General features: G+C 66.0%; 13 protein-coding genes and 3 rRNA genes. 3 read left to right on the top strand and 13 right to left on the bottom strand.

The annotated features are described in order from the left end of the window. Nucleotides 1-246: 246 nt before the first annotated feature. Both AMIS_RS05725 and ndk read right to left on the bottom strand, forming a co-directional pair. Entirely contained in the window at nt 247-1782 is a 1536-nt protein-coding gene (locus AMIS_RS05725; RefSeq protein ID WP_231859242.1) for a methyl-accepting chemotaxis protein, read from the bottom strand. Nucleotides 1783-2039: 257 nt separating this feature from the next. After that, nucleotides 2040-2456: a nucleoside-diphosphate kinase gene (ndk, locus tag AMIS_RS05720; RefSeq protein WP_014441250.1), complete on the bottom strand. Its 417-nt coding sequence runs from the start codon at nt 2454-2456 to the stop codon at nt 2040-2042. A gap of 150 nt (nt 2457-2606) precedes the next feature. Between ndk and AMIS_RS43920 the strand changes: the two genes are divergently transcribed. Beyond that, nucleotides 2607-4721 carry a VOC family protein gene (locus AMIS_RS43920; RefSeq protein WP_014441249.1) on the top strand — a complete coding sequence of 705 codons (2115 nt, stop codon included), beginning with the start codon at nt 2607-2609 and terminating at the stop codon, nt 4719-4721. A 39-nt stretch (nt 4722-4760) separates the two neighbouring features. Here the strand turns inward: AMIS_RS43920 and AMIS_RS05705 are convergent, their stop codons facing one another. Genes AMIS_RS05705 through AMIS_RS05695 form a run of 3 tightly spaced genes read right to left on the bottom strand, consistent with a single transcriptional unit; the run spans nt 4761 to nt 9060 of the window. Further along, on the bottom strand, nt 4761-5108 hold the full coding sequence (locus tag AMIS_RS05705) for a DUF4233 domain-containing protein (protein WP_014441248.1): 348 nt from the start codon (nt 5106-5108) through the stop codon (nt 4761-4763). Continuing rightward, the gene (locus AMIS_RS05700) at nt 5105-6433 is read right to left on the bottom strand and encodes a bifunctional folylpolyglutamate synthase/dihydrofolate synthase (protein WP_014441247.1); all 1329 of its coding nucleotides are present in this window, start codon (nt 6431-6433) and stop codon (nt 5105-5107) included. The genes AMIS_RS05705 and AMIS_RS05700 overlap by 4 nt, the downstream gene beginning before the upstream one ends. Continuing rightward, on the bottom strand, nt 6430-9060 hold the full coding sequence (locus AMIS_RS05695) for a valine--tRNA ligase (RefSeq protein WP_014441246.1): 2631 nt from the start codon (nt 9058-9060) through the stop codon (nt 6430-6432). The genes AMIS_RS05700 and AMIS_RS05695 overlap by 4 nt, the downstream gene beginning before the upstream one ends. Nucleotides 9061-9121: 61 nt before the next feature. Here AMIS_RS05695 and AMIS_RS05690 point away from each other — a divergent pair, with 61 nt between their 5' ends. Beyond that, nucleotides 9122-9820, top strand: a complete 699-nt coding sequence (locus AMIS_RS05690) for a hypothetical protein (RefSeq protein WP_014441245.1) — start codon at nt 9122-9124, stop codon at nt 9818-9820. Between the two features lie 185 nt (nt 9821-10005). Here AMIS_RS05690 and rrf read toward each other — a convergent pair. The 3 genes from rrf to AMIS_RS05675 form a co-directional block, all read right to left on the bottom strand. Further along, nucleotides 10006-10122, bottom strand: a 5S ribosomal RNA gene (gene rrf / locus AMIS_RS05685). Nucleotides 10123-10218: 96 nt separating this feature from the next. Beyond that, nucleotides 10219-13334: ribosomal RNA gene (locus AMIS_RS05680) — 23S ribosomal RNA — on the bottom strand. Nucleotides 13335-13693: 359 nt separating this feature from the next. Next, nucleotides 13694-15208: ribosomal RNA gene (locus AMIS_RS05675) — 16S ribosomal RNA — on the bottom strand. The 16S, 23S and 5S rRNA genes sit together here, the layout of an rRNA operon. A 551-nt stretch (nt 15209-15759) precedes the next feature. Between AMIS_RS05675 and AMIS_RS05670 the strand changes: the two genes are divergently transcribed. Beyond that, nucleotides 15760-15975: a hypothetical protein gene (locus tag AMIS_RS05670; RefSeq protein WP_014441244.1), complete on the top strand. Its 216-nt coding sequence runs from the start codon at nt 15760-15762 to the stop codon at nt 15973-15975. Nucleotides 15976-16286: 311 nt separating this feature from the next. On the opposite strand, the gene AMIS_RS05665 is transcribed toward AMIS_RS05670, so the two are convergent. The 5 genes from AMIS_RS05665 to tig form a co-directional block, all read right to left on the bottom strand. Next, the gene (locus tag AMIS_RS05665) at nt 16287-17081 is read right to left on the bottom strand and encodes a carbon-nitrogen hydrolase family protein (protein ID WP_014441243.1); all 795 of its coding nucleotides are present in this window, start codon (nt 17079-17081) and stop codon (nt 16287-16289) included. Between the two features lie 120 nt (nt 17082-17201). Beyond that, nucleotides 17202-18494 carry an ATP-dependent Clp protease ATP-binding subunit ClpX gene (gene clpX / locus AMIS_RS05660; protein ID WP_014441242.1) on the bottom strand — a complete coding sequence of 431 codons (1293 nt, stop codon included), beginning with the start codon at nt 18492-18494 and terminating at the stop codon, nt 17202-17204. Between the two features lie 209 nt (nt 18495-18703). Next, on the bottom strand, nt 18704-19366 hold the full coding sequence (locus tag AMIS_RS05655; RefSeq protein WP_014441241.1) for an ATP-dependent Clp protease proteolytic subunit: 663 nt from the start codon (nt 19364-19366) through the stop codon (nt 18704-18706). Between the two features lie 10 nt (nt 19367-19376). Next, nucleotides 19377-20009: a ClpP family protease gene (locus AMIS_RS05650; protein ID WP_014441240.1), complete on the bottom strand. Its 633-nt coding sequence runs from the start codon at nt 20007-20009 to the stop codon at nt 19377-19379. 206 nt (nt 20010-20215) lie between these two features. Next, nucleotides 20216-21565: a trigger factor gene (gene tig / locus AMIS_RS05645; protein ID WP_014441239.1), complete on the bottom strand. Its 1350-nt coding sequence runs from the start codon at nt 21563-21565 to the stop codon at nt 20216-20218. Between the last annotated feature and the right edge of the window lie 10 nt (nt 21566-21575).

Raw genomic sequence — 21575 nt, 5'->3', positions numbered from 1 at the left:
GGGCATCCACACGGGGACGAAGCGCCCGGCGTACGGCCAGGTCTCCGCGGTACCACCCCGCTTGCGCCCGCCGAACCTACCCGCGAGCGCCGCTCGTTTACGCGACGTGTCGTGCCGCTGACGTCCGGTTCTAGTAGGGCGCTGCCTGTCAGGGCCTTGCCTGTTCTTCCGGAAGGCTCCCCGGTGATGGCCGGATCGTCGCCTGCGTGGAGACAACGATACCGGCCACCCCTCGCTTCCCTGAACTCAGTATTTGAATGACGCCACGAGCCCTCGCAGATCGCCGGCCATCTCGCCGAGCTGCCGCGCCGAGTCCCGGGTCGCCGAGGCGTCCCGGGTGGTCGCCGTCGCGATGTCCGCGACACTCGCCACGTTGCGAGCGATCTGCTCGGAGCCCTGCGCCACCTCGCCGACGCTCCGGTTGATCTCACCGGTGGTGGCGGACTGCTCCTCCACCGCGGCCGCGATGTTGCCCTGCAGCTCGGAGATCTGCTGGACCACGTCGGTGATCCGGCCGATCGCCTGGGTCGCCTGCCCGGTGGTGTGCTGGATCGCCGAGATCTTGTCGATGATGTCGGCGGACGCCCGCGCGGTCTCCTGCGCGAGATCCTTGACCTCGCCGGCGACCACGGCGAACCCCTTGCCCGCCTCACCGGCCCGCGCCGACTCGATCGTGGCGTTCAGCGCCAGCAGGTTCGTCTGCTCGGCGATCGCGGTGATCGTCTTGACGATCGCGCCGATCTCCGCGCTCGCCGTCACCAGCTCCGCGACCGACGCCGACGTCTGCCGCGCCGTCTCCACCGCGTCCGCCGCCACCCCGGCAGCCGACGTGGTGTTGCGGGAGATCTCGCCGATCGCGGCCACCATCTCCTGCGCCGCGCCGGCCATCGTCCGCACGTTGCCGGAGACCTCGTCAGCCGCCCCGGCGACCACACCGGCCTGGCTGCTGGTGCCCGCGGCCTGACCGTCCATCCGGCGGGCCACCTCGGCCAGCTCGGCGGACGCCTCGGTCAGGGAGCCGGCTCGCTCGCCCACTCCGGCCAGCGTCTGGCGTACCGCCTCGGCGGCCTCGTTGAACGCGACCGCCATGTCGGTCATCTCGTCCCGGCCGTCGACCGGCAGGCGCGGGGTGACGTCCCGCCCGGCCAGCACCCGCAGCGCGTCGCGCACCCGGTTCGCCGGACGCTCGATGCTCGCGGTCAGCCAGAGCCCGAGCAGCACGGTCAGCACCAGGGCCAGCGCGCACCCGACCAGCAGCGTCGTCCGCAGCCGGTCCCCCGCCGTCTTCAGCTCGTTCTGCGCCGCCTCGGTCCGGGCGATGACCGAGTCCACCAGCTTGTCGGTGTTCTCCACGATCGCCTGGTAGACCACGTACGCGTCGTTGTTGATCAGCTCGGCGGCCAGCGCGATCGCGTCCGTCCCGCCGTTCTCCAACATCGTGACGACCTGGTCGTCGTACTCCCGGAACTTGTCGAAGTTCGACTCGACAGCCGTGTAGTAGGAACGCTCCTCGGCGCTCAGATCGGCGTCCGCCACCGCGGCCAGCTCGGCCTCCAGCGCGTCAAGCGCGTCGATCGTCCCCTTACGGTTCTCCGAAGCCGGGTCGATCGCCTCCGCCGGGCTGGTCAGCGACGCGTCCCAGCCGTAGGCCAGCTGCCATCCACTGACATCCGCGTTGCGGAACTTCAACTGCATGGCGGCACGAGACAGGCCCTGCAACTCCTCGACCTTGTCCGCCGCCGCAGACTGCTCACGCGACTCCGCGACGCCCACTGCCGTCATGGCCGCGACCAGAAGACAAAACACTCCGAACGCCGACAGCAGCCGCGTCCGCAACCGCATCCGTCGGAGAAAACCCATGATGCCCTCGCTTTCTTCGCCCTTCTTTCGGCGAGCAAGGCATCACGGTGAAGCGTCTGACTGCTAAATCACTTTCCCGGGTACGAGGGCAGAGCCGTCCCCGCACCACGGCCCGCCGCGTGTGGATCTCGGGTGCGGATGGCACCGGAACTCCACACGCGGCGTGGGGTGGGTGTCCGTCAGATCTTGGGGAACCAGAGGGCCAGCTCGCGCTCGGCGCTCTCCGGCGAGTCGGAGGCGTGGACCAGGTTCTCCCGGTTCGACAGGGCCAGGTCGCCCCGGATCGTGCCGGCCGCCGCCTTCCGGCCGTCGGTCGCGCCGATCATCGCGCGGACGACCTCGATCACGGAGTCGCCGGAGAGGACCAGGGCGGCCAGCGGGCCGCTCGTCATGAAGTCCTTCAGCGGCGGGTAGAAAGCCTTGTCGACGTGCTCGGCGTAGTGCGCGTCGGCGAGAGAGGCGTCCATCGTGCGCAACTCCAGCGCCTCGATGACCAGGCCCTTACGCTCGAAGCGGGACAGGATCTCGCCGAGCAGGCCGCGGCGCACCGCATCGGGCTTGATGAGCACGAGCGAACGCTCAGTGGTGCTGGTCACGCAGTTCCTCCGTTGCAAGGGGCAGGCCGACACGCGGTGAGTTCAGCCTATCGGTACCGCGAATCGGGCGAGCGGCGATGTCCCGACTACCGCACTTTCGCGGATGTGGCGCAGGGCCATAACCTGACGGGAACAACCGGGAGGTCCACAGTGGCGAACCAGACCGGCCGGCCCATCGCACCGGCCCGCAAACTGGTGGCGGCGGTCATGGGCACGCTGGCGGTCTTCGTGATCGTTTATGGGCTGGGCATGTCGAGCTGGCCGGTGGCCCTCTTCGGCGTCGCCGTGCTCGTGCTCGCCGTCGTCCTCGCGCTGGTGAACGTGCAGCGCCGCGGCGGCCGCGCCACCGTCGCCGGCAACGCGGAGGTCAAGTCGATCCCGCCGGCCCCGGTCTCGGCGGCGTACGGCCGTGCCGACATCGAGGTCATCGTGGTGGCGCCCGGCCTGGGCACGTTCGACACGGTGCTGCGCGAGTCGCGGATCCCGGTCGCCAAGTGGCCGGCGGTGGGCGCCACCGTGCCGATCACCGTGGACGTCGACGACACCCGCCGGGTCCGGGTCAACTGGAACGACGCCCCGCTGCGCGAGGAGGGCGCCGACCCGCCGCCGCCGGTGCCGCAGGGCACCTACCAGGACCCCGAGGAGCGCGACGACGACCTGCTCGGCGACATCGGACCGGCACCCTGGGAGGGCCGGGACCGGGACTGGGAGTTCGAGGCCGACGAGGAGCCTCCGCCCCCGCCGCCGCCCGCGCCCCGCGCTGCCTACAGCGCCGGGCCGACCACGCCCGTCGTGGTGCGGGACACACCGGCCGGCACCATAGTCGAGGGCCAGGTGGTGGGGACCGACGACGAGCCGCCGCCGCTGCCCCGGCGTGCCGCGGGCGCGGCGTTCGCCGCCGAGCCGGCCGGCGGTCCGGGGCCGGGCTTCGACGGGCCGCCACCCCCTCCGCCGCCTTCCCCGTCGCCTTCCCCGTCGTTCTCCGCCGCGTCGGCGCCCTTCTCCGGCACCGCGTCCGCCACCCGCCCGCCGGGTGTCCGGCCGAGCCCGCGTCCCCGCGGCGGCGCCGCCACAGCCACCGCGACGGTCGAGCGCGACGAGCGCGACGAGCAGACCCTCGACCGCGACGAGCAGACCGCCGGGCACGACGAGCAGATCGCCGGGCACGACGAGCCAACCGTCGAGCGCGACGAGCAGGCGGCCCGGCACGACGGGCCGGCGGCCGAGCCCGAGCAGCAGCCGCAGGCGACGCCCGCCTCCGGGATGCCACCGGCCCAGCGGACACCCACCGAGAGCACGCCGGAGACCGTCGCCGACCCGGAACCGCCGATCGACATCCCCCTCGAGGAACCCGCCGACACACCGCGGACGTCGTCAGGCCGTACCCGATTCTTCACTCAACCGGGTGACTCGGGAGTGCCACACACCTCGTCCACGCTCGCCGCCGGTTCGGTGCCCGCTCCGGAACCGGACGGTTTCGCCGCGCGGCCGGAGCCCGTCCCGTCGTCCACGGCGTCCGAACCGTCGCCCGTCGCGCCACCGCCGGTCGCGCCCGTCCCGGACCGGCCGTTCCCGACAGCGCCACCTCCGGAGACCGCGACCGGGCCCGCCGCGCCTCCGCCGGAAGTGGACGACATCGACATCCCGCTCGACGACAACCCGGAACCCGCGCCGGAGACCACCCCGGCCGCGGCCCCGGCCATGGCCGCCGGAGTCGTGGCGCCCCCGGCAGACGACATCCCGGAGCGAAGCGCCCCGGCGGAGGAGCCCTCCCGGCGTACCCAGAAGGAAGTGCCTGGAAATCCGTGGGGGGACTTCGGCGGGCGCCGGGAACCCGACGAGCACGCCGCCGACGTGATCACCGCCTACCCGAGCGCTCGACCCGGCCCCGCCGGCGCGATCCACGGTGTCGGCATCACGGTGCTGGTGACCGATCTGGTCCAGTCGATCGCGTTCTACCGGGACGTTCTCGGGTTCTACGAGATCGACTCCGGGGAGGACAGCGCGGTGCTCGCGTCCGGCGACACCCGGCTCGTGCTGCGGACCGTGCACAACCTGGCCGCCGAGACCGGGCGGTTGATATACCTCAACCTCGAGGTCGGCGACGTGGAGGCGGTCTACGAGGAGCTGCGTGCCAAGGGCGTGAAGTTCGTGCACACGCCCCGCGCGGTGAACCGTGGCGACAAGCTGGAGCTGTGGTCGGCGACGTTCCGCGACCCGGACAACCACAACATCGCCATCACCCAGTGGCGGGCCGTCCGATAGAGCAAGGGACCGGCCGGCAGGAGAGCTGCCGGCCGGTCCTCAGCCCAGGATGGTGCGACGGACGTGCAGGGCGTAGAGCCAGGCCAGTCCGAAGATGACACCGACCGCGGCGACCGCCCAGTGCAGCAGACCGCCCAGCAGCAGCAACACCTGCAGCACGCTGCCGGCCTGCCAGGCCCAGCTTCGTTTCATCATGCCGCAGAGCGCGATCGCGACAACCGCCCCGACGCTCACCACGGCGATCGCCAGGCCCTTGCGCTCCCCGCCGAGGACGCTCAGCGGGACGATCGCCAGCAGCAGGACGATCGCCTCCATGGAGAGCGTGGCGGCGCCGAGACCCCGTACCGCGCCCTGCGGGTTCTTCAGACCGGACGGACGCTCACTCATCGCTTCAGCAGCTTCCGGGCGTCCGCCACCGTGACCACCGAGCCGGTGATCAGCACCCCGACACCGCTGAGCTCGCCGGAGGAGTCCTCCTCGGCGAGCACAACCGCCTCCTCGATGGCGTCCGGCATGGTCGCGGCGACGCTCACCCGGTCCTCACCGAAGATGTCGGTCGCGAGCTGGGCCAGCTCGTCCACCGGCATCGAGCGCGGCGAGCTGTTCTGGGTGACGACGATCCGGGCCGCCACCGGCTCCAGCAGGTCGAGCAGCCCGGACACGTCCTTGTCGCCGAGGACGGCGACCACCGCGACCAGGTGGCGGAAGGTGAACTCCTCCTCCAGCGCGGTGACGGTGGCGGCCATGCCGTGCGGGTTGTGCGCGCCGTCGAGCAGGATCGTCGGAGCGCTGCGTACGCGTTCCAGCCGTCCCGGCGAGTCGACCTGCGCGAAGCCCTCCCGGACCAGGTCGGCCTCGAGCTGCTTGTTCGGGCCGGCGCCGAGGAACGCCTCGACCGCGGCGAGCGCCAGTGCCGCGTTCTGCGCCTGGTGCGCGCCGAAGAGCGGCAGGAAGATCTCGTCGTAGACGCCGCCGAGCCCCTGCAGGGTGAGCACCTGCCCGCCGACCGCCTGCGCCCGGTTGATCACGCCGAACTCGCTCCCCTCCCGGGCGAGCGTGGCACCCATGTCCGCGCACCGTTCGAGGATCGGCCGCATGGCCTCCTCGTCCTGCAGCGCGGTGATCACCGTGGCGCCGGAGTGGATGATGCCGACCTTGTGCCAGGCGATGTCCTCGATCGTGTCGCCGAGCCACTCGGTGTGGTCCAGTCCGATCGGGGTGAGCACGCAGACGCCGGCCTCGATGACGTTCGTGGCGTCCTCCTCGCCGCCGAGACCGACCTCGACCACCGCGATGTCCACCGGGGCGTCCGCGAACGCCGCGTACGCCATCGCCGTCGTCATGTCGAAATAGGTCAGCGGCTCGGCGTTGCGCGCATCGATCAGCTCGGCGAGCGGCACGATCTCCTGGTACGTGGTGACCAGCTTCTCCTCGGAGACCGGATCCCCGTCGAGGCTGATCCGTTCGCGGACCGTCTCCAGGTGCGGGCTGGTGTAGCGCCCGGTGTGCAACCCGTGCGCCCGCAGCAGCGCGTCGATCATCCGCGCCGTGCTGGTCTTGCCGTTGGTGCCGGTCAGGTGGATCGCCGGGTACGCCCGCTGCGGGCTGCCCAGCACGTCCATCAGGTCCCGGATCTTCTGCATGTCGAAGACCATGCGGGTGAAGCCGCGCTTGTCCAGCGCGGCCTCCACCTCTGAATATTCGGCGCTCATGCTTGGGGCAACGCTTCCAGAGCCGCGGCAATTCGCACCAGGTCCGCCTCAGCGGTCGCCAGCCGATCCTTGATCTTCGCGACCACGTGATCGGGCGCCTTGCCGATGAAGGACTCGTTGCCGAGCTTGGCCCGGCACTGGGTGGCCTCCTTCTCCGCGGCCGTCCGGTCCTTCTCCAGACGGGCCCGCTCGGCCGCCACGTCGATCGCGCCGCGGGTGTCCAGGTCGACGGTGATCGCCCCGGTCACCGCGAGGGTCGCGGTCGCCGTGAAGTCCGGGCCGGGGGCGTCGAGCCGGGCCAGCGAACGGATCAGTGGCTCGTGCGTGTCGATGCCGACGGTGCCCAGGCCGGTGAGCGCGGCGGAGACCCGCTGGCTCGGCTTGAGGCCCTGGTCGGACCGGAAGCGGCGGACCTCGGTGACCACCTTCTGCAGGGCGGCGAGCTCCTCCTCGGCGGCGTCGTCGATGAGGTTCTTGTCGACCGTGGGCCAGGCCGCCTTCATCACGGTCTCGCCGCCGGTGAGCGCGATCCACAGCTCCTCGGTGACGAACGGGATGACCGGGTGGAGCAGGCGCAGCAGCTGGTCGAGCACGTGCCCGAGCACCCTCTGCGTCGTCGCGCTCCCCGCAGCGAGCACCGGCTTGCTCAGTTCGACGTACCAGTCGCAGACGTCGTCCCAGGCGAAGTGGTACAGGGTGTCGCAGACCTTCGCGTACTCGTAGGTCGCGAAGTATCCGTCGACCTCCGCGATGGTGTGCTCCAGGCGGGACAGGATCCAGCGGTCGATCGCCGACAGCTCCGACTTGTCGGGCAGCTCCCCCGTCACCGTCGCGCCGTTCATCATCGCGAAGCGGGTCGCGTTCCAGAGCTTGTTGCAGAAGTTCCGCGAGCCCTGGCACCACTCCTCGCTGACCGGCACGTCCGAACCGGGGTTCGCGCCGCGGGCCAGCGTGAAGCGGGTGGCGTCCGCGCCGTACCTGTCGATCCAGTCCAGCGGGTCGACGACGTTGCCGAACGACTTCGACATCTTCTTGCCGTGACCGTCACGGACCATGCCGTGCAGGTTCACCACGTCGAACGGCTGCTTGCCGTCCATCGCGTACAGACCGAACATCATCATCCGGGCGACCCAGAAGAAGAGGATGTCGTAGCCGGTGACCAGCACGCTCGTCGGGTAGAACTTCTCCAGCTCGGCGGTCTGCTCCGGCCAGCCCAGCGTGGAGAACGGCCACAGGCCCGACGAGAACCAGGTGTCCAGCACGTCCTCGTCCTGGCGCCAGCCCTCACCCGTGGGCGGCTGCTCGTCCGGTCCGACGCAGACGACCTCGCCGTCCGGCCCGTACCAGACCGGGATCCGGTGACCCCACCAGAGCTGCCGGGAGATGCACCAGTCGTGCATGTTGTCGACCCACGCGAAGTACCGCTTGGAGAGCTCGGCCGGCTCGATCTTCACCCGGCCGTCGCGCACCGCGTCGCCGGCCGCCTTCGCCAGCGGACCGGTCTTGACGAACCACTGCAGCGACAGCCGAGGCTCCACCGTCGTCTTGCACCGCGAGCAGTGCCCGACCGAGTGCACGTAAGGTCGCTTCTCCGCGACGATCCGCCCCTGCTCCATCAGGGCCGCGACGATCGCCGGTCGTGCCTCAAACCGATCAAGACCTTCAAACGGCCCGGGTACGGTGATGACAGCACGCTCGTCCATGACTGTCAGGCTCGGCAGACCATGCCGCTGACCGATCTCGAAGTCGTTCGGGTCGTGGGCCGGGGTCACCTTAACCGCGCCGGTCCCGAACGCCGGGTCGACATGCTCGTCCGCCACGATCGGGATGCGCCGGCCGGTCAGCGGCAGCTCGACCTCGGTGCCGATCAGATGCTGGTAACGCTCGTCGTCCGGGTGCACCGCCACCGCGGTGTCGCCGAGCATCGTCTCGGCACGGGTGGTGGCCACGACGATCGAGTTGTCGCCCTCGCCGTACCGGATCGAGACCAGCTCGCCCTCGTCGTCGCTGTGCTCCACCTCGATGTCGCTGAGCGCGGTGAGGCAGCGCGGGCACCAGTTGATGATCCGGTTCGCGCGGTAGATCAGATCGTCGTCGAACATCCGCTTGAAAATCGTCTGGACGGCACGGGACAGGCCCTCGTCCATGGTGAAGCGCTCGCGCGTCCAGTCGACGGAGTCACCGAGCCGGCGCATCTGCCCGAGGATCGCGCCGCCGGACTCGGCCTTCCACTCCCAGACCTTCTCGACGAACTTCTCCCGCCCCAGGTCGTGCCGGGACAACTGCTGGGCGGCCAGCTTGCGCTCGACCACGTTCTGCGTGGCGATGCCGGCGTGGTCCATGCCGGGCAGCCACAGGACCTCGTAACCCTGCATGCGCTTGAGGCGCACCAGGGTGTCCTGGATCGTGTGGTCGAGGGCGTGGCCGACGTGCAGCGAGCCCGTCACGTTCGGCGGGGGAATGACGATGGTGAACGGCGGCTTGTCACTCTTCGCGTCCGCCGTGAAGTAGCCCTCCGATACCCAACGCTCGTACCGCCGCTGCTCTACCTCGCCCGGCTGGTACTGGGCGGAGAGGCCACCGGTGGGCCGGCTGTCGGGAGTACGGGATTCGGTCGCATCGGTCACCCGACAAGTCTACGGAGCCGGTAACCACACCTTGTCCCTCGGGGGAGGATAGGCTCGCGTGATGTCTTCGCCCGCCGACTCTGCCACTCCGGAACCCGGCGCACCGTCCCCCGCGGACAAGTCCTCCCCCATCGAGATCAGCGCCGGGCCTTTCCAGCTCACCGAGCCGGCAGCCGCGGACGACAAACGTCCCCCGAACCCCACGGGCCGCAAGGTGAGAACGGTCCTGCTCGGCGCCCTGCTGGTGGCGATCGGGGCGGGCTCGGTCACGCTCGGCTACGTCGGCTGGCAGGTGAACACTCAGCGCCACACCACCCTGTCCACGCCGTCCACCATCGGCGACCTGACCCTGGACGACAGCGCGGACGCCAGCAGCACCGCCGACTACCTGCGCAGCGCCATCTCCGCCGAGATCACCCTGGACAAGGCCGTCGGCGCCGTCTACACCGGCGCCGACGAACGCAACGTCCTCTTCTTCGGCGGCACCAAGCTCCTGTGGTCCCCCGACAAGGAGCTGGACAACGCCTTCACCCTCCTGGGTGACGAGGAAAGCCCGGTGACCGGCCTGACCGACGTCGACGCCGGCGACCTGGGCGGCACCATGAAGTGCGGCACCACGACATCCGACGGCACCAACCTCGCCGTCTGCGGCTGGGCCGACCACGGAAGCCTCGCCGTAGCCATGTTCCTGGACCGCACCGAATCCGACGCCGCAACCCTGATGCGCCAAATCCGGACAGCGACCCAAACCCGCAACTGACGAAAAGCGTTCCGAGCCCATCAGAGCGTGCCCAAATCGCCCCCGCCGGCGGGGGCGATTTGCTGGCGGGGTGATACGCCGGCGAAGTGATTCGCCGGCTGTCCGCACGGACCGGCGCCGTGATTTTCCTCCACCAAACAGGAAAAGGCCCACCCGGTCAACCGGGTGGGCCTTTTCTACGTTGAGTCCGGCGGCGTCCTACTCTCCCACACCCTCCCGAGTGCAGTACCATCGGCGCTGGAGGGCTTAGCTACCGGGTTCGGAATGTAACCGGGCGTTTCCCCACCGCTATGACCACCGAAACAGCCTTCAGCAGAACAAACCAGCAACCCCGATCTCTCGGGGGTGGTTGTTCGTTTGCTGTGAATCACACAGTGGACGCAAGCGCAATGTTTAGAGTGGTTAAGCCCTCGGCCTATTAGTACCGGTCAACTCAACACGTTACCGTGCTTACATCTCCGGCCTATCAACCCAGTAGTCTCCTGGGAGCCTTACCCACTCAAGGTGGTGGGATACCTCATCTCGAAGCAGGCTTCCCGCTTAGATGCTTTCAGCGGTTATCCCTTCCGAACGTAGCCAACCAGCCGTGCCCTTGGCAGAACAACTGGCACACCAGAGGTTCGTCCGTCCCGGTCCTCTCGTACTAGGGACAGCCCTTCTCAAGTATCCAACGCGCACGGCGGATAGGGACCGAACTGTCTCACGACGTTCTAAACCCAGCTCGCGTACCGCTTTAATGGGCGAACAGCCCAACCCTTGGGACCTGCTACAGCCCCAGGATGCGACGAGCCGACATCGAGGTGCCAAACCATCCCGTCGATATGGACTCTTGGGGAAGATCAGCCTGTTATCCCCGGGGTACCTTTTATCCGTTGAGCGACACCGCTTCCACACGCAAGTGCCGGATCACTAGTCCCGACTTTCGTCCCTGCTCGACCCGTCAGTCTCACAGTCAAGCTCCCTTATGCACTTACACTCAACACCTGATTGCCAACCAGGCTGAGGGAACCTTTGGGCGCCTCCGTTACCCTTTAGGAGGCAACCGCCCCAGTTAAACTACCCACCAGACACTGTCCCTCGACCCGATCAGGGCCGCAAGTTAGATACCCAAACCCAACAGAGTGGTATTTCAACAATGCCTCCACCCGAACTGGCGTCCGAGCTTCACCGGCTCCCACCTATCCTACACAATTAAATTCGGATACCAATGTCAAGCTATAGTAAAGGTCCCGGGGTCTTTCCGTCCTGCCGCGCGTAACGAGCATCTTTACTCGTACTGCAATTTCGCCGGGCCTGTGGTTGAGACAGTGGGGAAGTCGTTACGCCATTCGTGCAGGTCGGAACTTACCCGACAAGGAATTTCGCTACCTTAGGATGGTTATAGTTACCACCGCCGTTTACTGGCGCTTAAGTTCTCCGCTTCGCCCTCACGGGCTAACAGGTCCCCTTAACGTTCCAGCACCGGGCAGGCGTCAGTCCATATACATCGTCTTACGACTTCGCATGGACCTGTGTTTTTAGTAAACAGTCGCTTCCCCCTGCTCTCTGCGGCCATACCACGCTCCACCCGCAAAGGGGCTTCACGCGTCCGGCCCCCCTTCTCCCTAAGTTACGGGGGCAATTTGCCGAGTTCCTTAACCACAGTTCACCCGTCGCCTCGGTATTCTCTACCTGACCACCTGTGTCGGTTTAGGGTACGGGCCGCTCGAAGCTCGCTAGAGGCTTTTCTCGGCAGCATAGGATCAATGACTTCACCAGAACGGCTCGGCATCACGTCTCAGCCTGTATGGTGTGCGGATTTGCCTACACACCGGCCTACACGCTTACCCCGGCACAACCACCGGCCGGGCTCATCTACCTTCCTGCGTCACCCCATCGCTAAACTACTACCCACAGAGGTCCTAGTCTCCCGCATCGCCGGCCGAAGCCATTGAATTGATCAAGTAGTTAGTACTATGAGGTTCGTCTTGGGCGCTTCTACGCGGGTACGGGAATATCAACCCGTTATCCATCGACTACGCCTCTCGGCCTCGCCTTAGGCCCCGACTCACCCAGGGCGGATTAGCCTGCCCCTGGAACCCTTGGTCATCCGGCGGAAGGGGTTCTCACCCTTCATTCGCTACTCATGCCTGCATTCTCACTCGTGTAGCGTCCACGGCTGGATCACTCCGCCGCTTCACCCGCAACACGACGCTCCCCTACCCATCCACACGCTTGGGCTCAACCCCGAAAGATTGAGTCGAGCAAAGTGTGAATGCCACAGCTTCGGCGGTGTGCTTGAGCCCCGCTACATTGTCGGCGCGGAACCACTTGACCAGTGAGCTATTACGCACTCTTTAAAGGGTGGCTGCTTCTAAGCCAACCTCCTGGTTGTCCATGCGATCCCACATCCTTTTCCACTTAGCACACGCTTAGGGGCCTTAGCTGGCGATCTGGGCTGTTTCCCTCTCGACTACGAAGCTTATCCCCCGCAGTCTCACTGCCGCGCTCTCACTTACCGGCATTCGGAGTTTGGCTGATTTCAGTAAGCTTGTGGGCCCCCTAGACCATCCAGTGCTCTACCTCCGGCAAGAAACACGCGACGCTGCACCTAAATGCATTTCGGGGAGAACCAGCTATCACGGAGTTTGATTGGCCTTTCACCCCTAACCACAGGTCATCCCCCAACTTTTCAACGTTGGTGGGTTCGGTCCTCCACGTAGTCTTACCCACGCTTCAACCTGCCCATGGCTAGATCACCCCGCTTCGGGTCTAGAACATGCGACTTTGGGCGCCCTATTCAGACTCGCTTTCGCTACGGCTACCCCACACGGGTTAACCTCGCCACATGCCACTAACTCGCAGGCTCATTCTTCAAAAGGCACGCCGTCACCCCGCTATAAAGCTAAGGCTCCGACGGATTGTAGGCGAACGGTTTCAGGTACTATTTCACTCCCCTCCCGGGGTACTTTTCACCATTCCCTCACGGTACTTGTCCGCTATCGGTCACCAGGAAGTATTCAGCCTTACCAGGTGGTCCTGGCAGATTCACAGCAGATTCTAGGAGTCCGCTGCTACTCGGGAACACTGCAAAGAGGTCATAGATTTTCGCTTACGGGGCTCTCACCCTCTACGGCCGGCTTTCCCACACCGTTCAACTAACCTATAACTTTGTAACTCTTCATCAGAATGTCAGTCCTGATAAGCAGGTCCCACAACCCCGGAAATGCAACGCCTGACAGCTATGACACATATCCGGTTTAGGCTACGTCCGCTTTCGCTCGCCACTACTCACGGAATCACGGTTGTTTTCTCTTCCTACGGGTACTGAGATGTTTCACTTCCCCGCGTTCCCCTCACACACCCTATGAATTCAGGTGCGGATGACACGACATGACTCGTGCCAGGTTTCCCCATTCGGACACCCTGGGATCACAGCTAGGTTGGCAGCTCCCCCAGGCCTATCGCGGCCTCCCACGTCCTTCATCGGCTCCTGGTGCCAAGGCATCCACCGTTCGCCCTTGACAACTTAACCACAGAAAACAAGATGCTCGCGTCCACTGTGCAATTCTCAACCAACGACCAACCCACAACCATCAAGGCGCACCACCAGCAAAGCCCTCAGGCAATCGGTATGGAGCGCCAGGTCATGCCTGGCATTGAAAAACAACCACCGGCCCAGCCGGCAAGGTTGTTCTTTCAGATACCCAACAGGGTGCTTATCGCTTCCACCAGCCGCACCCGAGCTCGTTCCTGCACGCAAAGCGTGTGTACTAGAGGATTCAGGCCGTTGCCGGCTTCAGCTAACCAGTGTCTCCGCCTATGAGCTCCTCACCAACACATTCGGCTGGTGCAGGATTTCTGTCCACCTTTCGGCAGAAGAATGCTCCTTAGAAAGGAGGTGATCCAGCCGCACCTTCCGGTACGGCTACCTTGTTACGACTTCGTCCCAATCGCCAGCCCCACCTTCGACGGCTCCCTCCCTTACGGGTTAGGCCACCGGCTTCGGGTGTTGCCGACTTTCGTGACGTGACGGGCGGTGTGTACAAGGCCCGGGAACGTATTCACCGCAGCGTTGCTGATCTGCGATTACTAGCGACTCCGACTTCACGGGGTCGAGTTGCAGACCCCGATCCGAACTGAGACCGGCTTTTTGGGATTCGCTCCACCTCACGGTATCGCAGCCCTTTGTACCGGCCATTGTAGCATGCGTGAAGCCCTGGACATAAGGGGCATGATGACTTGACGTCATCCCCACCTTCCTCCGAGTTGACCCCGGCAGTCTCCCATGAGTCCCCAACTGAATGCTGGCAACATGGGACGAGGGTTGCGCTCGTTGCGGGACTTAACCCAACATCTCACGACACGAGCTGACGACAGCCATGCACCACCTGTCACCGGCCCCGAAGGACCCCACATCTCTGCGAGTTTTCCGGCGATGTCAAACCCAGGTAAGGTTCTTCGCGTTGCATCGAATTAATCCGCATGCTCCGCCGCTTGTGCGGGCCCCCGTCAATTCCTTTGAGTTTTAGCCTTGCGGCCGTACTCCCCAGGCGGGGCGCTTAATGCGTTAGCTGCGGCGCAGAAACCCGGAGAGGGTCCCCACACCTAGCGCCCAACGTTTACAGCGTGGACTACCAGGGTATCTAATCCTGTTCGCTCCCCACGCTTTCGCTCCTCAGCGTCAGTATCGGCCCAGAGACCCGCCTTCGCCACCGGTGTTCCTCCTGATATCTGCGCATTTCACCGCTACACCAGGAATTCCAGTCTCCCCTACCGAACTCTAGCCTGCCCGTATCGAATGCAAGCTCGGAGTTGAGCCCCGAGATTTCACATTCGACGCGACAAGCCGCCTACGAGCTCTTTACGCCCAATAAATCCGGACAACGCTCGCGCCCTACGTCTTACCGCGGCTGCTGGCACGTAGTTGGCCGGCGCTTCTTCTGCAGGTACCGTCACTTGCGCTTCGTCCCTGCTGAAAGAGGTTTACAACCCGAAGGCCGTCATCCCTCACGCGGCGTCGCTGCATCAGGCTTCCGCCCATTGTGCAATATTCCCCACTGCTGCCTCCCGTAGGAGTCTGGGCCGTGTCTCAGTCCCAGTGTGGCCGGTCGCCCTCTCAGGCCGGCTACCCGTCGTCGCCTTGGTAGGCCATTACCCCACCAACAAGCTGATAGGCCGCGAGTCCATCCCGAACCGAAAAACTTTCCACACGCACCCCATGCGAAGGCGTGTCGTATTCGGTATTAGCCCCCGTTTCCGAGGGTTATCCCAAAGTTCGGGGCAGGTTACTCACGTGTTACTCACCCGTTCGCCGCTCGAGTACCCCGAAGGGCCTTTCCGCTCGACTTGCATGTGTTAAGCACGCCGCCAGCGTTCGTCCTGAGCCAGGATCAAACTCTCCAACAAAATCTGTGGAAAATCTGATTCCCAGCAACATGATATGTTGCCAAAGGAATCTCCAACCCATCCGAAGACAGGCCGGGGTATTGCCATAATTGGCACTGGCTTATCAAGCACCCTGTTGAGTTCTCAAAGAACAACCGCACATCAAAGTCGAACCTCAATTATGAGGCCCGCATCCGAGGCAACCGTTCGAAAAACCTGGTCGAGTTTCGCCGTTAAGGCCTCGCCCAAGTGGAGTGGCTCGCCCAGGCCGTCCGGATTTTCATCCGTCCGTTTCCCTGGCGGCTGTACCACTCTAGCCGGTCAGCGTCGCGATCGCAAATCCAATTTCTTGGATCCGATCGCACCGCCCGGATCGTCGGGATCAAGCTTAGCTCGCTCTCGACTGCTCCCGAGTCGCCTTCCGGATTGTCACTTCGTGCCGCTCCGTACCGGTTTCCCGCTTGCAGAGAAGAAGTTACGTGACCCGGGTGGGTGACCGCAAATCGACGCTCATGACCATCGGGGGCGGCGCGGCGGCACACGGCGAGAGGAAACCGTGACAGAGTGGCGTCATGGACGCTTCCGAGACGCTGGCAGTCGACGCGTTTCTCGGCCTCCTCGTGCCGCTCTGGCAACTCGTGATCGGCCTACTTGTGCTGGTCACAGTGGTTGTCTCGGTTCATCGGCTGTTCCTGCGAGGCCCCTCCCGGATGGGCGGGGCCCTTCTTTTGGTCGGCAGCGCGGTGGTCGGCCTCGCCGTCGTCAGCTACCTCGTACAGAGTTTGTGACCTGAGCCTCATCAGCCGCAGGTGCCCAGCCCCGGCGGCCGCCCGACCGATCCCCGCAACGCGCGGCCAGCGCCTCGGCGCAGCGCAAGGCCAGCGGAAAAGCAGCGCAAGGCCAGCGAATGCGGCGCAAGGCCAGCGAATGCGGCGCAAGGCCAGCGAATGCGGCGCAAGGCCAGCGAATGCGGCGCAAGGCCAGCGAAGGCAGCGCAAGGCCAGCGAAGGCAGCGCAAGGCCAGCGAAGGCAGCGCAAGGCCAGCGAATGCGGCGCAGAGCCGGCCGAGGGCGGCGCCGGGCCGGCGAGGAGGGCGGCCCTACAGCCGGCGGTTGGCGAGGCTCGGCAGCTCCGCGCGGATGGTCTCCAGCCGCTCCAGGTCCAGGTCCGCGATCACCACCCCCACCGTGTCGGGCGCTTGCGCGAGCACCGTCCCCCACGGGTCGATGATCATGCTGCGGCCGAAACAGGTCCGGCCCGGCTCGTGGTCGCCGAGCTGCCCGGCCGCCAGCACGTAGCACTGGTTCTCGATCGCCCGGGCACGCAGCAGCACCTCCCAGTGGTCCCGCCCGGTGTGCATCATGAAGGCGGCGGGGACCACGAGGACCTTCGCCCCGGCGACTGCGAGCGAGCGGTACAGCTCCGGGAAACGCAGGTCGTAACAGATGCTCAAGCCGACCGGGATGTCGTTCACCGCGGTCACCACCGTCTCCGCGCCGGGCGCCACGGTTCGCGACTCCTGGTAGGAGACCCGGCCGGCGATCTCCACGTCGTACAGATGGATCTTGCGATAAGTGGCGGCGAGTGTCCCGTCGGGCGCGAAGACAAGCGAGGTGTTGTACGTCCGGTCCTGATCGGGCCCGATCTCGTGGAACGAACCCGCGTGCACCCAGATCCCGAGCTCCCGGGCCGCGGTGGCGAAGAACGCCCCGAACTCCCCGTCGACCGGTTCCGGCTTCGGCACGTCGGTTGAGCGCCCCAGGAAGTCGACGTACTCCGGGAGGACCGCCAGCTCGGCGCCGCCTTCAGCGGCTCGCTCAAGAAGGCTCCGGGCCACCGCGAGGTTCCGGGCCCGGTCATCACGGGAGTTCAACTGGCAGACGGCGACGCGCATGAATCGAAGCGTAGACCGCGGGGCCACCGAAGCGGCACCACCGGAGAAGCGGACCGGAAAGAACTGCTACGCAAAAGCCGCCGCCCGGTGAACCGGGCGGCGGCGATGACGCGGGGCCGATCAGGCCGATTTCTCCTCGCGGTCCGGACGGCGGCGCCGGCCGACGAACTCCCGCGGGACGATCGTCGGGTTCACGTTCTCCAGGACCACCTCGCGGGTGATCACCACGCGCGCGGCGTCGGGGTTGCTGGGCACCTCGTACATCACGGAGAGGAGGACCTCTTCCATGATCGCGCGGAGGCCACGAGCACCGGTGCCGCGGAGCATCGCCTGGTCGGCGATCGCCTCGAGAGCGCCCTCGTCGAATTCCAGCTCGACGCCGTCGAGCTCGAAGAGACGCTGGTACTGCTTCACGTAAGCGTTGCGCGGCTCGGTGAGGATCTTGATGAGCGCGTCGCGATCGAGGTTACGCACCGTGGTGATCACCGGGAGCCGGCCGATGAACTCGGGGATCAGGCCGAACTTCAGCATGTCCTCCGGCATCACCCGGCTGAAGATGTCGTCGGTGTTCCGCTCCGAGATCGACCGCAGCCGGGCGCCGAATCCGACGCCGCTCTGCCCGACACGCTGCTCGATGATCCGATCCAGCCCGGCGAAGGCGCCGCCGACGATGAACAGCACGTTGGTCGTGTCGATCTGGATGAACTCCTGGTGGGGGTGCTTGCGTCCGCCCTGCGGCGGGACGTTCGCCACCGTACCCTCGAGGATTTTGAGCAGGGCCTGCTGAACGCCCTCGCCGGAAACGTCGCGGGTGATCGACGGGTTTTCGCTCTTTCGAGCGATCTTGTCGACCTCGTCGATGTAGATGATGCCCTGCTCGGCGCGCTTGACGTCGTAGTCGGCGGCCTGGATCAGCTTGAGCAGGATGTTCTCGACATCCTCACCGACGTAGCCGGCCTCGGTCAGTGCCGTGGCGTCAGCGATCGCGAACGGCACGTTGAGCATGCGGGCCAGCGTCTGCGCCAGGTGTGTCTTGCCGCAGCCGGTGGGGCCGATGAGCATGATGTTGGACTTGGCCACCTCGACGTCGCTGCCGCCACCGGGCGCGCCGCTCGACTCGGCCTGAATCCGCTTGTAGTGGTTGTAGACCGCGACGGAGAGCGCCTTCTTAGCCTGCTCCTGGCCAACCACGTAGTTGTCCAGGAACTGGCAGATCTCCATCGGCTTGGGAAGCTCTTCCCACTTCACCTCGCCGGTCTCGGCCAGCTCTTCTTCGATGATCTCGTTGCAGAGGTCGATGCACTCGTCGCAGATGTAGACCCCGGGGCCCGCGATGAGTTTCTTGACCTGCTTCTGCGACTTCCCACAGAAGGAGCACTTCAGTAGGTCGCCACCGTCGCCGATCCGTGCCACCTACGTTCTCCCTGCGTTTCATGGCCGATCGCTGACCGGTCCGTGTCCGAGGCGGATTGCCCCGTTGCCATCTCATCGTCCGCTGAACCGCGTAGCTGAGGCTGCAGACTCGACGTTACCCGCTGTGGGGCTGTTCTCCGACCCCCCAAAACGGGCGTGTCAGGGGTCGGCCAGTCTAGCCTCTGCCGGCCGTCCCCCTGACACCGCGCTCAGTTACTGGCGCCGACGGCCTGCAGGCTCTTCTTGCGGGTCGCCAGCACGACGTCGACCAGCCCGTACTCCTTGGCCTCGTCCGCCGTCATGATCTTGTCGCGGTCGATGTCCTTGCGGACCTTCTCCACCGACTGGTTCGAGTGGTGCGCGATCATGTCCTCGAGCTGGGTACGCATCCGCATGATCTCGCGCGCCTGGATCTCGATGTCGGATCCCTGACCGTAGCCACCCTCGGTGGCCGGTTGGTGAATGATGATCCGCGAGTGCGGGAGCGCCATCCGCTTGCCCGGGGTGCCGCCGGCGAGCAGCACAGCCGCGGCGCTGGCCGCCTGGCCGAGGCAGACCGTGCTGATGTCGGGACGCACGTACTGCATGGTGTCGTAGATCGCCGTCATCGCGGTGAACGAGCCACCGGGCGAGTTGATGTACATCAGGATGTCGCGGTCCGGGTCCGTGCTCTCCAGCGTGAGCAGCTGAGCCATCACGTCGTTCGCCGACGCGTCGTCAACCTGCACGCCGAGGAAGATGATCCGGTCCTCGAACATCTTGTTGTACGGGTTCGACTCCTTGATCCCCCACGAGGTGCGCTCGGAGAACGAGGGCAGCACGTAGCGGTTGTGCACCGGAGCGAACCCGGGAGGCATGGAAAGGTCGGTCATGGTCAGCTCCTCAGTTCAGCGTTCCGGCACCGTCCGGGACCTGCGTGGCCCCGGTGATCACCTTGTCGATGAAGCCATAGTCCTTCGCCTCCGCCGCCGTGAACCAGCGGTCCCGGTCGAAGTCGGCAGCGATCTGCTCCGGAGACTGTCCCGTGTGGTACGAGATCCGCTCCTGGAACATCTTCTTGGTGTAAAGCATCTGCTCGGCCTGGATGGCGATGTCAGCGGCTGTACCGCCCATCCCGCCGGACGGCTGGTGCATCATGATGCGCGCGTGCGGCAGGGCGTAACGCTTGCCCGCGGTCCCCGCGCAGAGCAGGAACTGCCCCATCGAGGCAGCCATGCCCATCCCGACGGTGGAGACGTCGTTGTCGATGAACTGCATGGTGTCGTAAATAGCCATGCCCGAGTAGACAGAGCCACCCGGCGAGTTGATCCAGAGGTGGATGTCGGCCTCGGGGTCCTCGGCGGAGAGCAGCAGTAGCTGCGCGCAGATACGGTTGGCGACCGCGTCGGTCACCTCGCTGCCGAGGAAGATGATGCGCTCACGCAGCAGGCGGTTGTAGACCGAATCGTCGAGGTTGCCACTGAGTGCTTCGCCCCGCCGCGCCATGGGGGTGGCGGGGATGTGGAGATCGGTCATGGCAGCCCTTCACAGCTGACTGTGTCGGCCGAGATTCCGGCCGGCAGGTTGTCCGTCGTACGACCAACCTAACTGGTCGGATGCGCATCAGCTTCCCGCTCGGGCAGGTGTTCGCTGACAGCGCACCCGCCTGACCCCGTACCCCTGAAATGACACCGGCCACCGCGCAGCGCAAGCGCTGCACGGCGGCCGGTGGGACGCGAAGATCAGTGGTTGTGACCGGCGTGCTCGTCCTCGCCGGCGGCCCGCAGATCGTCGAGGGACAGGACGTTGCCCTCGCTGTCGGTCATCGTGACCTGCTCCATGACCGAGGCCAGCGCCTTGCCCCGGCGGACGTCGCCGAAGACGGCGGCCGCGGCGCCGGAACGCACCAGCTGGTCGTAGTACTGCTGGGGCTGCATCTGGGCGCGCTGCGCCCGGTGCACGATCTCGTGGCCGAACTCGTCGTCGGAGACCTGAACGTCCTCGGCGTCGGCGACGGTGTCGAGCAGCAGCTGGATCCGGACGCCCTCCTGAGCGGCCTCGGTCAGCTCCTGGTCGATCTGCTCCTCGGTCTTCTCCTCGGAGGCGAGGTAGTCCTGCAGGGTCGCGCCGATCCGCTCGAGCTGGTCGGTCATCGCCTGCTTGCGACCCTCGACCTCCTCCTTGACGACGCCCTCCGGCGCCGGGATCTCGGCGGCCTCGACGAGCTGCTTGAGAGCCTCGTCACGCGCGGCGTAGATCTGCTCGACCTTCTTCACCTTGGTGAGGCGCTCGCGCAGGTCGCCCTTGAGCTCCTCGAGGGTGTCGAACTCGCTCGCCAGCTGGGCGAAGTCGTCGTCGATCTCGGGGAGCTGCTTGTCCTTGACGGTCCGCACGACGACCTTCACCTCGGCGTCACGGCCGGCGAAGTCGCCGCCCACGAGCTGGGTGGTGAAGGTGGCCTCCTCGCCGGCGGAGAGGCCGACGAGCACCTCGTCCAGACCGGGGAGCAGCTGCTTGCTGCCGACCTCGTGGGAGATGTTGGTGGCCGAGCCGCCCGGCACCTCCTCGCCGTCGACGGTGGCGTTGAGGTCGAGCTGCACGTAGTCACCCTCGGCGGCCGGGCGCTCGACGGTCTTCAGGGTGGCGAAGCGCTCACGCAGGCCATTGATCTGCTCGTCGATCTCGTTGTCGCCGATGGCGACCGCGGGAACCTCGACCTTGATGGTCGAGAGGTCCGGGACGGTGATCTCCGGGCGGACGTCGACCTCGGCCGTGAACTTCAGCGGCGCGTTGTCGGCGAACTCGGTGATCTCCACCTCGGGACGGCCGAGCGTCTTGACGTCGTGCTCCTGCACCGCGGCAAGGATCTGCTGCGGGATGGCTTCCTGCACGGCCTCGTTGAGGACCGCGCCGCGGCCGACGCGCTGGTCGATGACCGCGGACGGAACCTTGCCGCGACGGAAGCCGGGCACCTGCACCTGCGCGCCGATCTCCCGGTACGCCTTCTGCAGGCTCGGCTTGAGCTCGTCGAACGGCACCTCGATGGCGAGCTTCACCCGGGTCGGGCTCAGAGTCTCGACGGTGCTCTTCACAGGCGTACTC

It is taken from the genome of Actinoplanes missouriensis 431 (assembly GCF_000284295.1).
Lineage (GTDB): Bacteria > Actinomycetota > Actinomycetes > Mycobacteriales > Micromonosporaceae > Actinoplanes > Actinoplanes missouriensis.
The sequence above is the reverse complement of the archived record's forward strand: the minus strand, read 5'-3'. Positions and strand labels throughout refer to the sequence as shown.